We start from the raw sequence: 13,767 nt of genomic DNA on the forward strand, positions 1-13,767 counted from the left end.
TTTGTAACACCCGGTGATACCTATAAGTGCATTTTCAGCAATTAAAAGGATGCTCAAACTGATATTTTCAGTGATAAATGTACCCGATGCAGTTAAAATTGGCGAAAAGCCTTTTTTATTAGAACCATTTAATGGAAACCCAAGGGAAAGTCCTTAACTCCAGCATGAAAGTTAGCCTACCTGAACAAATTCCATGCATAAGAGATGATAAAAAGCCTGCAATCATAAAAAGATATAATCGGAAAGGATCAGCAGGAGCTCCTTAAAGCTCCTTGGCCTTCATCTTCAACTCGTTCAGCAAGCCCATCGCCTGCAGCGGCGTCATGTTCATGAGGTCTGCGCTTTGCACGGCGGAGATGAGCTCTTTAACCAGCGGATTCTCCTTGGCCGCCGGAGCGGCTGCCCCGCCCTTGCGGTTCTTGCGCGGTTCTTCCTCCCCAAAAATAGAGAGCTGGACAACCTCATGGTCCTCCTCCGCTGCGGAAGAGGCAAGCGAAACGGCCGTTTCTAACCGGACAGCCGCCAAGGCAGCATCGGACGAACCGCCGCCTGAATGTACTGAACCGCTGCGCGTGGAGGCATAGGCTTGGCCCCCGGCTGCCGGGCCTTCTCCGGAATCCGGCGGCACAGCCAATGCCTGATTCTCTTGAATACCCTGCCCGGTATGTTCAGTATAGCCTGAACCATAATTGAGCGAAAGCGTTCCCGGAGGGGCAGCCTGCTCAATACTCTGAAGCAGTCCATACGCCCGGTCAATAATGCCTTCGGGAAGGCCTGCCAGCCGGGCGCAATAAATCCCGTAGCTGCTGTCAGCCGCTCCCGGCACGAGCTTGCGCAGGAAGTTGACTTTGTCGCCGCTTTCCTGTACAGCCATCGAGTAGTTGCGCAATCCCCGGAGACTCTGCTCCAGGTGGGCCAGCTCATGAAAATGTGTCGAGACCAAAGCCTTGCAGGCGATGGTGTCATGCACATATTCGATCACCGCCTGGGCAATCGCCATCCCTTCGCTTGTTGAAGTGCCCCGGCCCAGTTCGTCGATGATGATCAGGCTGCGCGCCGTTGCTTTTTCGGTCATGACCTGGATATCCGCCATCTCCACCATAAAGGTGCTCTGGCCGCCGATCAGATCATCCGCTGCTCCGATCCGCGTAAAGATGCGGTCAATCAGCGGAACCTCCGCACTGCCTGCCGGAACAAAGCAGCCAATCTGGGCCAGGATGCAGATGAGGGCAACCTGGCGCATATAAGTGCTTTTTCCTGCCATGTTCGGGCCGGTGATCAGGAGAATATTGCCTTCTTCCTTGCTGAGCGTGCTGCCGTTGGCAATAAATGCCGCATCCTTCAGCACCGCCTCCACAACCGGATGCCGTCCGCCTTCCAGCCGCAGATCATAGCCTTCAGACAGCTTAGGCTTCACAAACCGGTGCTCGGCGCTGACCGCCGCCAGGCACTGGTACACATCGATCTCGGCCACCTTTTCGGCTAATGCCTGAAGACGGGGAATCTGCGCACTGATCCGGTCACGCAGCTCGATAAAGAGGCTGTATTCCAAATCGGTCATTTTGTCCTGTGCTTCCAGGATCAAGGCTTCCTTCTCTTTCAGCTCCGGTGTAACGAAACGCTCGGCGTTCGCCAGCGTCTGCTTGCGCTCATATCTTCCTTCCGGCAGGGAAGACAGGTTGGAACGGGTGATTTCAATATAATAACCGAAGATTTTGTTATAGCCGATCTTCAGGGACTTGATCCCCGTGGCCTGGCGCTCCTTGGCCTCCAGCTCGGCAATCCAGCGTTTGCCGCTGCTGCTGGCTTCCCTCAGCTCATCCAGACGTTCATGGTAGCCTGTACGGATAATTCCGCCATCCCGAACCGATACCGGAGCTTCTTCAACAATCGCCCGGTCGATATCCTCGCGCAGCTCGGCACATTCATCCATGCTGGCGCCAATCTCCCGCAGCGTCGCCGAGCCGGATGCGATACACATGTCCTTCAGCGCCGGAATTTGGGCGAGCGACAGCTTCAGGGCATTCATGTCACGGCCGTTGGCGCTGCCAAAGGCGATCCGTCCAACCAGCCGCTCCAGATCGTAGATCTCTTTGAGCGCTCCGCGCAGATCCTCCCGCACGATAAACTGGTTGTACAAATAATCGACCGCCTCCAGCCTCCGTTCAATCGGCGCACGCTGCAGGAGCGGCTTGTCAATTCTGCGGCGCAGCAGACGGCCGCCCATCGACGTTTCGGTACGGTCAAGCAGCCAGAGCAGCGAGCCTTTTTTGGAACGCTCGCGCACGGTTTCGGTCAGCTCCAGATTGCGCCGGGTGAACGGGTCCAGAATCATATAATTCCCCGGTTCATACGGCGAAATCTGGCTCAGCTGGCCCAGGGAGCGCCGCTGGGTTTCGCTCAGATAGGAGATCAGCAGTGCGAGGCAAAGGCCGCGCTCTTTCTCCAGACGCACCCAAGCGGCTTCACCGAACTGGCGGCGGGCCAGCTCTTCCTCGCGCTTCTCCCACGGAGTATAGACAACCGGCTTCGCAAGCAGCGAGGCTTCACTCCGCAGCATATCCAGCAGCGCGGCATCCCCGATAATCTCGGCCGGTTCATAAATGCCGATTTCATCCCTGAGCCATTCGGCACCCGAGAGCACAGAAGTGACATACAGCTCACCTGTGGTCAAATCACAGGCAGCGAGTGCCATCATCCCGTCCTCTTCAGTCACACAGACAAGGTAATTGTTGTTTTTATCGGAAATGATCTTGCCGTCCATCACCGTGCCCGGTGTCACTACGCGGACAATATCACGCCGGACCATCCCCTTCGTTACTGCCGGATCATCCAGCTGCTCGCAGATGGCGACCTTGTAGCCTTTTTCAATCAGGCGCTGTATGTACCCCTCGGCGGCATGGTAAGGCACACCACACATGGGAATGCGCTCTTCGCCTCCACCCTCGCGGCCTGTTAATGTGATCTCAAGCTCCTTTGACGCAAGAATCGCATCCTCAAAAAACATTTCATAGAAATCGCCCAGACGGAAAAAAAGGAAAGCGTCTTTGGCTCCTTCCTTCACTTTCAAATATTGCTGTATCATCGGCGTATAATTTGCCATCGTTAACCTCCATGCCTACTTCATACTGTCCTCTATTATAGCAGAAAGTGGTCCGGCAAAGTTACCCCGGCAATGCTCTCCATAAGAGCTGCCTTGCTGTGTATAGAAAACTGCCCTAATGAAAGACAGGCTGAAGACCACGTAAAATCAATGCAAGCTTAGGGCAGCACGGGTTATAAAGGCGTGCTTTTGATTCAGATGCAGTAAAATCACTTAGTATGCTGAATTCCTAAAATTGTCAAGCAGTAGCAGCCACACCGTCCTTTTGGATTAGATGAACTTGTAATTAAAAAGGGGGCGAAGTGCGGAGAAAAAATTAGGATACTTACGGAGCGCGGTAGCGTCCGTCTGAAAGCTTTCGGCAGGAAAGCTCGCATCGAAAGCATTAACAGTCTGCGGATCTCAACGGCAAACGGCGGTATAAAACAAGAAATCTGCAGATGGGCAGCGGCCGGAAGCCCAGACATACCCCGGAGTTACGACCATCCCCCGCAATGTAAAGCTAAAGTTGATCTTATATAGTATAAAATCATTGCAGCAGGATACAGTTGCGATTCCCGTAACAGGCCCCAATCTCTGGGACGTGCAGTGCTGAATCGCTATATGCATATCGCGTACCATGGCGGGCTGGTCAAGCCTGGTGCGCGTGATTGCCACAGCATCAGGCTATAGCAGAAAGCTCCATGTCAGCTATGGCCGTAGCCACACAACCCGCATACAGAGGGCAGGGATTGGCCAGCCAACGGGTTGCCCGCTTAAGTGCCGATATGCTGCATGAAGGCAGAACTCCCTGCCTGTTCTACAACGATCCGCAGGCCGCTCTGATCTACCGCAAGCTTGGATATCAGGATATCGGGTTCTGGACGATGCTGTATGTATGATTACCGGTAAAATCTGGCCGTAAAAAATGGGGCGGTCTTCAAATGGCATCCTATGACGGGCAGCCCCAGCCCTTACCATAGTCCGGAAGAGACGCATCAAAGGTAAAAATACCTTTGATTTGCCTGCAACGGGCGTTAAGGCACCATTCAAAGGTAAAAATACCTTTGATCTGCCCTGCAACGGGCGTTAAGCACCATTCAAAGGTAAAATACCTTTGATTTGCCAGTGACAAGCGTTGAGGCACCATTCAAAGGTAAAATTACCTTTGATTTGCCTGCAACGGGCGTTGAGGCACCATTCAAAGGTAAAAATACCTTTGATCTGCCTGCGACAGGCGTTGAGGCACCATTCAAAGGTAAAAATACCTTTGATTTGCCTGCAACGGGCGTTAAGGCACCATTCAAAGGTAAAAATACCTTTGATTTGCCACTGACAAGCGTTGAGGCACCATTCAAAGGTAAAAATACCTTTGATTTGCCAGGTGACAAGCGTTGAGGCACCATTCAAAGGTAAAAATACCTTTGATTTGCCTGCAACGGGCGTTAAGGCACCATTCAAAGGTAAAAATACCTTTGATTTGCCTTCAACGGGTCGTCTACTATGCCAATTCCCGCCCACTCGATCGCCATTTGCCGCACCACAGCCCGCGGATGTCGCGGGACTCATCCCAGGTCTGTTCCGCGGCAATACAGCTGAACAGCGGTTCTATATAACGCGCCGCCTGCGCATAGCCAGGCAGCGCGCGCAGCTGCGCCGCAAGCGGAGGCAGCGCGGCGCGCAGCGGCGGTTTGTCGCCGCTATAGTAGGCGGCATGCAGGTCTTCCCGGTCGAGCGGGCGCAGCGTGAGGTCTTCATAACGGCTCACAATCAGGTGAGCCAGGAAGACCACTCCTTTGGCGATGACCGGGGACACCAGGAAGCTCGGCAGGGTCCGGTATTCAAAGCCGCCATGCGGCTGAAGCCGGAAATCGCCGAGCCCCCCGTACCTCGGACGCCGTGCCGCCGCACAGTCGTCCTCCAGCAGCAGCAGCGGCAGCGCGAGATAGTTGTCGAGCGCGCGCAGAAGCGGCGCGCACAGCGTCACGCCGCTGAAGTGCAGATGGCCGCCGAGGGCCCAGCCCGGCAGCGGCATACCTCCCGCCCGCCAGTACAGCGAGCGGTCGGGGATGAGCCGGTCCGCCATGCGCGCGGCGGACATCAGCTGCGCCAGCAGCGCGCGCGGTTCCCCGCGCGGCGCAGGGCGCAGCTCGGCGACCGGGAACGCGCCGTGCGTTCCCGGAGGCCCGGCGTCGCAGCCGGCGACGCCGTCCATGGGCAGGTACCGCGACGCCGGCACGGCGCGGCCTGTGGAGGCCCGGAGCAGGAGGAACTCCGGGTCCATGCCCATCAGCAGCCCCGGACGGCCGGGCTGCTCCAGAGCCAGGGAGCGGGCCAGCGCCAGCGAGGCCGCGCGGTATGGCTCCGGCAGCACCCCGCCGGAGCCTGCCCGAAGCGGAGTAACCTTGTCGACCCTGTAGCGGCGGCCGCCCAGGGACTTCAGCAGCACCTCTCCGCTGTCGAGGCCGAGCGTATACAGCGCCCGCACCGCGGTATCCCGCATTTTTCCCGCCGCGCCGCGCTGGCGGCCGGGAGATGCCGGGACTTCGGATCGGCTATGCCGCACTCCGGTTCCCCCTTCGCCCTGGAGGCCGGGCATCCACTCTTGACCGTGCAAGGCGATATCCGCCGAGCCATTTCCCTCATCCGCTCCATTCCACCGCATCACACCCGCATGGATGACAGGAGGCAGAGCGGCCGGCTTCATCGCTGCCCCCGTTCCAAGCGGCTGGATTTCCAGCACCTCCAGGTTAAATACACGGACCCGGTAATACTGCTTGTACGAATGGGCCGACACAGACTCTCCGGCAGTATCCTTCCCCGGTCCCGAACCTTCTGCCGGCACCAGCAAGGTTACCAATCCGTTGCGCCTCAGCCTCTCTTCCCGCTGGGCAGCGGACAATAGCAAGTATGTAGGAAGCCCCTCATTCATAACTCCTTCTCCTCCTGGATTTTTTCCGCGGGCAGGACAGCATCGTTCTCTTCATTGTACCGCTGCCCCGCGCGGAAAAATAAAAAAAAATAAAAAAGGAGGGCATTCGCCCTCTTCGCCGCCGCCCCCACTACATATAATGGATTAAAACCCACCCGATATCAGTTGGCGGCGGCGATTCTCTTCCTTACAGCTCATCATCCAGGGCGTCAGGGTCCAGATCATCATAATCGAAGCTTTCACCGTCAAAGTCATAATCCTTGTCTTCCGGATCGTCACTTTGATCGCTGACATACACGCGGACCTTGGTTTCAGCCACCAATTCCGCCTCGAATTCCCGTTCTACGCGAAGCGTCACACTGCCGCCGCCCGGAGAGACGCCTGCTTCCACACAGTTGGGTTCCTGCGTTGCCTCCGCAGAGACCTCTACCGTAGCAGCACGGTGTCTCGGGTCCAGGTACGACAGCGGAATGAGCTCCACATAGGAGACCGTTTCCTTGGCTACCTCTGTCTGCTTGTTTTTGTCGTACGAGTACCAGATGTTTACATCGTAAGTACCGATTACTTCGATTCCGTTCCCGGCGGCAACCGCTTCGTACTGGTGGTTAATAATCCAAGCCCCCAGAATACTAGTCGGATGGTGTGGCGGAGTCACGGTATGGGTTGCTGTAGAGAACTTACGACCTTTGCCGCAAATTGCCTTCGTAATGATCTCCCTTGTTTGACGTTTATGGCTTAATGACATCTTTGAACCTCCTCCATACAATCATTCACTATCAAGTGTATGCACGTTCTGGGCATTTGTTGATTGTTAGAGTAGAAATAAATTTGGGTAAGCCCTCAGAGGAGCTTTTTTAACAAGAGTCATAGTTCATTTTATTGTGAAATTTGCCCGGATATGAATAGATCATTTAATCCTCTCGCAAACAGCCCCTGTAGATCCTCTACAGGGGCTGTTGCTGTTCTTGGTTATTGCGGGATTACACGCACAATTCCAAGGTGTCTGTTCTTGCTGAGATCAATGAATTCCTCCCCGATGTTTACCAAAGGGCGAAGCGGGTCATGCGCCAGAATCATGATGATTTTGCCCATTTGTCCGTCTGTTAACAGCACCTCGTTGCCTATCATTGACTGCATTAGCTTGCTAATAAAAACACCGCAAATATAAGGATCAAGCTTTCCGAAGGAGTAGTCCTCCATCTGGGTAAGAACTTCATAGAGCGGTGCCGCCTCGCTGTAAAACCGGTCTGAAGTCATCGCATGAAAAATATCCGTAACGGCTACAATTTTGCTGAAGTCCGTTATCCGGTGTCCCAGTACTCCGAACGGATAACCGCTCCCGTCCATTCTTTCATGATGCTGCAGCGCGACAAGCGCCTGCATATGTGTCGTGCCCGGTGTATCTCTGACCAGCTCGTAGCCATGCGTCGTGTGTTTTTTCATGATATCAAATTCTTCATCCGTCAGCGGCCCCGGCTTAGTTAAAATTTCAGCCGGGATCATAATTTTTCCGATATCGTGAAGGGTTGCAGCAATGGTCAGCATGCCCAGCTCCTCCGGGCCCAGCTTAAGCCACTTCCCCAGAAGTGTTGATAATATGCCTACAGCAACATTATGTCTGTATGTATAATCATCTTTGGTCTGCAGTGCAGCCAGGATTCCGAAGAAGTCATTCTTCTCGCTTACCTGCTGGATAAAAGGAATAACTTCATTTTTGAGTTCAAGCATCGGCAGCCGCTTGCTCTTGGTATAGCGCAGCTGATCAAAAATATTCTCCATAGCTGCCGTACAATCATCCACGGCCAGTTGATAGAATGCTTCGCTGTCCAATTGAATGACATCATGGGGCTGGAGGATAATCCGATGCTGGGTGATTAACCGGACATGCTCTGAGCTCAGAAGCGTCAATGCGGGCAGTACAAATACGCCGTTGTGATTAAAGAGGTTGTCTACTAGCTGTTTGCCGATATATTGTTCGTTGCTGTTGTTCACCTTCGTCACCTGCCAGTGCAGAATTCACACCCCGTGAATTAGCTGCTGTAATTGGAATATGTGCCGATCCGTTCATTATGATAATATAGTATATCCCGCTTTCCTGAAGCCTATATGAATGCAGCACAAAACAAACACTCACATGTTGTTCATATATCTCTTATCGTAATTTCACACGAAAAGATGAATACCTAATTCTTCCTTATTGCCATCATCACCTAATTTCTTTCTAGACACGGGAGTTTCCTTTTGCCGGCACAGGCCGTTTCACCGGTTTGATATCGACCGGCATCTTATATCTCTTGGCGATGTTGAGATATAACGAGAGCTCGCGGCATAATTGCAAAATAGCTGAACGCACTTCGAATTCCTCGCGGGTTTCCGGCAGCTCCATCCCCTGAAATTCCTTCTCCAGCGCATCAAGCAGTTTTTCGGTCCGCCCGGTATATTCCTCAGCCAGCACATCATTGCTCAGCTGATCGAACAAATCCGCAACCATGTCTCCGTGAGGGAGCTGACGGTAGACCTGCGAGAGGAGCTGCATCATGTTCTGGATCGATTCCAGCTGTTCCTTCCGCATGTAAAAATACACATTCCATGCCTCATCCGGATGAATGACATGGTTCTCCATTTCCCTGGCGGCTGCCGTAAGTCCCCGCTGGACCGCCTCCCCTGCGCCGATCAGTTCCTTGCCGTCCCAGAGATACCCTGGATCACGCAGCGTCCGCGCCATTTGCGTAAATATCACCGAAAAATAACCGTCCACTTCTTTGCGGATTCCAGCAATGACGCTGCCGGTCTGCGGCATATAGATCAGATTGACCAGACCGGCCGACCCCAGGCCTACGAACAACAGCTCTATCTGCTGCAGCAGAACATGTACAGACAGCTCGGCTTGTCCAAAAACCCGGAAAACAATAACGGAACTGGTCACGATTCCTTCCTTGTAGCCCGATTTTACAATCATTGGGAATCCTACCAGCACATACAGGCCCAGTACCCAATAATGAAATCCGAGGAAGAAAAACAAGATGCAGCCGAAAAAGAGTCCCACAAGAGAGGCCAGGAAACGCGCCGTGATGGTGCGCAGACTCCTTTTTCGTGTCGTTTCCACACCTAGAATCGCAAGCAGACCCGCACTTTGCGCGTTGGGAATGCCCACAGCGGCTGCCAGCAGGATCGACAACAGAGTCGCAGCCGCCGTTTTGATAATTCGAAATCCCATGTAATACCTCTCCTTGCGGGCTTGATAAGTCCTGTCTCCTCTGGTCAGCTTCCTTCGAAACATCAACTGGAAACACAGGCTTATAATGTTGGCTATAGTCTTCAGGTAAAGATATAGACATGGTACAAGATTTTGCGGACCGGCACAATATGACATAATTCTCACCGCCGCGACAAAAGCAGCTTTTCCACATAAACCACCAGCTGATACATAGCTGTAGCCACAGCCGCAATAATCAGCAAGCTGGACATCACCAGTGTGAAGTTGAACACCTGAAAGCCGTAAATAATCAGATACCCAAGCCCGGATTTGGCCACCAAAAATTCACCTACAATCACACCCACCCATGACATGCCTACATTGACCTTCAGCGTGGAGACCACAGTGGGAAAAGAAGAAGGCAGAATTACCTTGTTAAATACCTGCACCCGTGAAGCTCCGAATGACCTTGCCACTTTCACCAAATTCGGGTCAACACTACAAAAGCTGTTGTACACCACAAGGGTGGTTATAATCACCGTAATAGACAACGTGGTCACCACAATCGCCGTAAAACCCGCACCGAACATCACAATAAAAATCGGTCCCAGCGCTACCTTCGGCATACTGTTAAAGACGACCATATACGGATCGAGCACTGCAGATAAAAAAGGCGACCACCAGATGATAATGGCTAGAAGTGTGCCAAGCAGCGTCCCGAGCAGAAAACCCACAACCGTTTCCCCAACCGTCATGCCCAGATGCGGCCACAGACTGCCGCTGATCATATCGTTCCAAATTTGCCCGAAGACCTTGGTGGGATAGCTGAACAGCAGCTCATCGATCCAGCCCAGCCGGGCTCCGGCCTCCCAGAGAGCAAAAAACAGTACCAGCAAACTGCCGCGGACAGCCATGACCCGGTTGTGCCAGCGCCGTTTTTTCTTCTGGTGCTCTCCATGCTTCTCTTCCAGCCACAGTGCACGGGAGGCTGCGATTTCAATTTGTTCAACCGACTTCACAACTTTTCCCTCCCTGCCAGCTCCATTTCCTTCCATACCTCATGAAACAGCTCCGCAAACCCCGGCAAGTCCCGCGCGTATAGCGGGGGTGTGCTCCGGATCGCTTCGGGCACGGTAAAGATCCTGCGGATCTTTCCGGGATTCGGCTGCAGCAAAATCACCCGGCTGCTGACAGCGATTGCCTCGGACAGATCATGGGTCACAAGAATAGCCGTTGTCCCGCGTCTGCGCAGCGTTTCGGACACCAGATCCTCAAGCTGTAATTTAATTTGGTAATCCAGCGCAGAGAAAGGCTCATCCAGCAGCAGCAGGCCCGGATTGGTGGATAGTGTCCGCACCAGTGCCACCCTCTGGCGCATGCCCCCGGACAACTGGGCCGGGTAAGCATATTCTTTGCCGGCTAGCCCCATCTCACCCAGCAGCCCGATTGTTTTCTGCCGCGAGATTTCGTTCAGTCGTCCAGTGAGCTCCAGACCGAGCAGGGCATTGTCCAGAATCGTCCGCCACGGAAAAAGATAATCCTGCTGCAGCATGTAGCCCACTTCAGGCGAAGGGCCGCTGACCGTGTGTCCGCTCACGAACACCTCTCCGCGCGAGGGCTGCAGAAGTCCGGCGATGATCGACAGGAGTGTGGTTTTGCCGCAGCCGCTGGGGCCGACCAGACTGACGAACTCTCCGGCTTCCACGTGTAGGCTGAAATTCTCGATGGCAAGCGACGCCTCGCGGTCCCCCAGATAGGCATGCGTCACTTCCTTAAGCTGCACAATGGGAAGCATATCGCCCCTCCTAAAAGTTTTGTAAGCTTCTGCTCCGGTGATTCACTTCGTACAAAACTCGCTTCGGAAGCATCCGCTTAAGTTTTTTGCAAGCCTCAGCTCCATTACAGGTACGCTCATTTCACGCCGGCCCCTGCTTTCTCGGCAAAACTGTTGTCGACGATCCTCGCTTCCGGAATACGTTCCTTTAATTCACCGGCGTTATCCATCACATCCTGCAGATTGTTCCATTCTTTGCCGTCGATAACCGGATTTACTGCATAGGTATCCTGCTCTTTGTAGCGCTTAACCGAAGAGGCCAGAATATCCCGGTCGGTATTCTCAAAATAAGGCAGGATTGCATCGGCAATCTCCTCCGGGCTATGCTCCTTCACCCAAACCTGGGCGCGCTGGACGGCATTGGTGAATTTCTGTACCGTATCCCCGTTTTTGCTGATATAGCTCTGTTTGGACATAAAGACTGTATAAGGCAGATAGCCGCTTTCCACTCCAAAAGACGCAACCACTCTGCCGCGCTGTTCACGCTCAAAAATGGAGGCCGTTGGTTCGAAAAGCTGCACATAATCCCCCGTTCCGGAGGCAAAAGCACCGGCAATGTTAGCGAAATCAATATTCTGAATCAGCGTAAGATCCTTTTCGGCATCGATGCCTTTCTGCAGCAGCGTAAAAGCGCCGGCCATCTGCGGCATACCGCCTTTTCTTTGGCCGAGGAAGGTACTCCCCTTCAATTTGTCCCAGTTGAAGTTCGCATCCGCCTTCCGTGCGAACAGGAATGTGCCGTCACGCTGGGTTAACTGGGCAAAATTGATTACAGGATCATCTGCTCCCTGCTGGTACACGTAAATTGAAGTTTCCGATCCGACAAGCGCCACATCAATGGCCCCGGAGAGCAGGGCCGTCATTGTTTTGTCTCCGCCCGGGATTGTCTGCAGCTCTACCTCCAGCCCTTCATCCTTGAAGAAATTCTGTGTTAATGCCACATATTCAGGCGCATAAAAGACCGAACGGGTGACTTCACCGATCTTCACCTTCACCGCAGCCGAGTCACTGCCACAGCCGGCAAGGACAGACAGACACATGGTGAGGATCATGAGCGACAGTGAGATTTTTTTTCTGAGATTCATCCTTCATTCTCCTTTCTTCCCGGGTCTTCGCCCTTGCTTAAAGCATATGCTCCTGTCTAAAGATTGGTTAACTGACATGTAGTGCAGCGTTCACGATACTCCTAGCCGGACTGAGACACCGCAATTATGTAAGCGTTTTCATAATAATGCTTTACAAATTAGTTCGAACTCACACTTCCACCTTGCTCAACGGTTATTCTCCATTAGATACCTCTAAGGGCTGCAGCAGCCATCTATAAATGATGGAGCTTAGCTGAGGTCTGGTCAGCGGCACCGCAATCATCCAGTCTTCCGATTCCCTGCCGCTGACGCGCACCAGCCAGCTTCCGGAACTATTCTCCATATACGAGGCGCGCTGAAAAGACCATGCACCCTCATGCAATGAACAGAGCTTAAGCTCTCCCTCTGCCGTCGGACTCTTCATCACGTTGGCCAGCTGCGGGGAATTTACAACATCTCCTGTCTCGGCTGTCAGCCGTTCAGTCAACAGGAACAAAGTATAAGCATCCGCTTGCTCCTGGAGTTCTTCATACTTGTGTCTGGACATCAGCAATGCAGGCGAATCCGAAGGACTGCTGTATGTAAACTGAAAGCAATTCAGAAGATAAAAGGATGCACGCTTGATCTCTTCCGGAGTCTTTAATTCACAGTCGAAGGCATCCGTATCTTTCAGGTGGGATAACAGCACTGCATCTTTAAAAACCTGCAGACATAAATCCTGCGTATATTCCCCTTCGCTGAATTTCAATCTGCAAATCCTGTCCGCTGAGGCTGCCTTTTGCAGCACCTCTTCAACTTCTGTATTCCCTGATGTTTCAGGGAACAGAAAATGCGCTAAATATAACTTATCATTGTTATTCACATCCAAGTTTCCTTCCCGGAAAGGCTTCAAGCTATAAGTCTTGTAATCTTTATGTTATCATAAGCTAATTTTAAGGTAAAATTAAGAAAGTAAAGGTATGATCTATAACATGAAATACTTGTAGCGAGGTGATTTCAAATGAGAATGCTCATCACATTTCAGAACAAGATTGTACCTGTGTACTTCACTACAGAAAATAAACAGCCTACACAAAAAGTACTTCGATTGCTAAACAGCACGCTGGAACTTAAAATTCAAAAGGGCAAAAGCGCCCTGCAGAAATGTTTGAATTCTCTGATCAGTATCGAAATTAAAGGCTCTGAAGCTATATTGCACAGTTACAGTGAAAATGATTCATTGGCATTATCCCTCTATTAAATAGAGGGATATTTTTTTGCACAGGAAAAAGAGCACCTCCCTCCCAAAGGAAAATGCTCCATATATAGTGCCGGATCCTCACTTCACCAACGGGTTGGTCAGCTGATTCGCTCAGGGTATTTATTCTCTTGCTTTTCCGCCTTTTGAATCCGCAGCTTGAACAGCTTCACCAGATTTCGCCGGGTACGCTCTTCCTGACAGCTGTCCAATTTTTTAATGATGAACCGGTCAATGGACATGTCACTCGCTCCTTTTATTGTTGGATTCTGTTGCAGCCAGAACTGAGAGGAAATCCTTTCCTTATTCCTTGTAACACCTATATAACCGGGTCCCTGCCACGTTAAACCTGGGTGTAAACACAAAAATAACCGTGCGAAAACTGCGGAACTACATCTTGA

At 52.5% G+C, this 13,767-nt stretch carries 13 protein-coding genes; 3 read left to right on the plus strand and 10 right to left on the minus strand.

The genetic code is table 11. From position 1 onward, the window contains the following. Positions 1-262 precede the first annotated feature (262 nt). Positions 263-3,103 carry a DNA mismatch repair protein MutS gene (gene mutS, locus PGRAT_RS16800; RefSeq protein ID WP_025706560.1) on the minus strand — a complete coding sequence of 947 codons (2,841 nt, stop codon included), beginning with the start codon at positions 3,101-3,103 and terminating at the stop codon, positions 263-265. 683 nt (positions 3,104-3,786) lie between these two features. Between mutS and PGRAT_RS16805 the strand changes: the two genes are divergently transcribed. Both PGRAT_RS16805 and PGRAT_RS16810 read left to right on the plus strand, forming a co-directional pair. Further along, complete coding sequence (locus tag PGRAT_RS16805) at positions 3,787-3,984, plus strand: GNAT family N-acetyltransferase (protein ID WP_025706561.1); 198 nt, start codon at positions 3,787-3,789, stop codon at positions 3,982-3,984. Between the two features lie 220 nt (positions 3,985-4,204). Then, a complete protein-coding gene (locus tag PGRAT_RS16810) occupies positions 4,205-4,480 on the plus strand; it encodes a hypothetical protein (RefSeq protein WP_042266910.1) in 276 nt (91 codons plus the stop codon). Between the two features lie 103 nt (positions 4,481-4,583). On the opposite strand, the gene PGRAT_RS16815 is transcribed toward PGRAT_RS16810, so the two are convergent. The 8 genes from PGRAT_RS16815 to PGRAT_RS16850 form a co-directional block, all read right to left on the minus strand. Further along, positions 4,584-6,014, minus strand: coding sequence for a putative amidoligase domain-containing protein (locus PGRAT_RS16815; protein WP_052415719.1), 1,431 nt, complete (start codon positions 6,012-6,014; stop codon positions 4,584-4,586). A 187-nt stretch (positions 6,015-6,201) separates the two neighbouring features. Beyond that, entirely contained in the window at positions 6,202-6,759 is a 558-nt protein-coding gene (locus tag PGRAT_RS16820; RefSeq protein WP_025704568.1) for an outer spore coat protein CotE, read from the minus strand. A 224-nt stretch (positions 6,760-6,983) separates the two neighbouring features. Next, positions 6,984-8,006: an HD-GYP domain-containing protein gene (locus PGRAT_RS16825; RefSeq protein WP_025704567.1), complete on the minus strand. Its 1,023-nt coding sequence runs from the start codon at positions 8,004-8,006 to the stop codon at positions 6,984-6,986. Positions 8,007-8,235: 229 nt separating this feature from the next. Then, a complete protein-coding gene (locus PGRAT_RS16830) occupies positions 8,236-9,231 on the minus strand; it encodes an aromatic acid exporter family protein (protein ID WP_025704566.1) in 996 nt (331 codons plus the stop codon). Positions 9,232-9,392: 161 nt separating this feature from the next. Further along, positions 9,393-10,187 (minus strand): ABC transporter permease, encoded by a 795-nt coding sequence (locus PGRAT_RS16835; RefSeq protein ID WP_425311852.1) that lies wholly within the window; start codon positions 10,185-10,187, stop codon positions 9,393-9,395. A 38-nt stretch (positions 10,188-10,225) separates the two neighbouring features. After that, positions 10,226-11,005, minus strand: coding sequence for an ABC transporter ATP-binding protein (locus tag PGRAT_RS16840; RefSeq protein WP_025704564.1), 780 nt, complete (start codon positions 11,003-11,005; stop codon positions 10,226-10,228). Positions 11,006-11,121: 116 nt separating this feature from the next. After that, entirely contained in the window at positions 11,122-12,129 is a 1,008-nt protein-coding gene (locus PGRAT_RS16845) for an ABC transporter substrate-binding protein (protein ID WP_025704563.1), read from the minus strand. Positions 12,130-12,322: 193 nt separating this feature from the next. Next, the gene (locus PGRAT_RS16850) at positions 12,323-12,991 is read right to left on the minus strand and encodes a hypothetical protein (protein WP_025704562.1); all 669 of its coding nucleotides are present in this window, start codon (positions 12,989-12,991) and stop codon (positions 12,323-12,325) included. 138 nt (positions 12,992-13,129) lie between these two features. On the opposite strand from PGRAT_RS16850, the gene PGRAT_RS16855 reads away from it, so the two are divergent. Next, positions 13,130-13,369 (plus strand): hypothetical protein, encoded by a 240-nt coding sequence (locus PGRAT_RS16855; protein ID WP_025704561.1) that lies wholly within the window; start codon positions 13,130-13,132, stop codon positions 13,367-13,369. 98 nt (positions 13,370-13,467) lie between these two features. On the opposite strand, the gene PGRAT_RS33750 is transcribed toward PGRAT_RS16855, so the two are convergent. Beyond that, on the minus strand, positions 13,468-13,608 hold the full coding sequence (locus PGRAT_RS33750; protein ID WP_167337232.1) for a hypothetical protein: 141 nt from the start codon (positions 13,606-13,608) through the stop codon (positions 13,468-13,470). Positions 13,609-13,767: the final 159 nt, after the last annotated feature.

Source organism: Paenibacillus graminis (genome assembly GCF_000758705.1).
Lineage (GTDB): Bacteria > Bacillota > Bacilli > Paenibacillales > Paenibacillaceae > Paenibacillus_AQ > Paenibacillus_AQ graminis.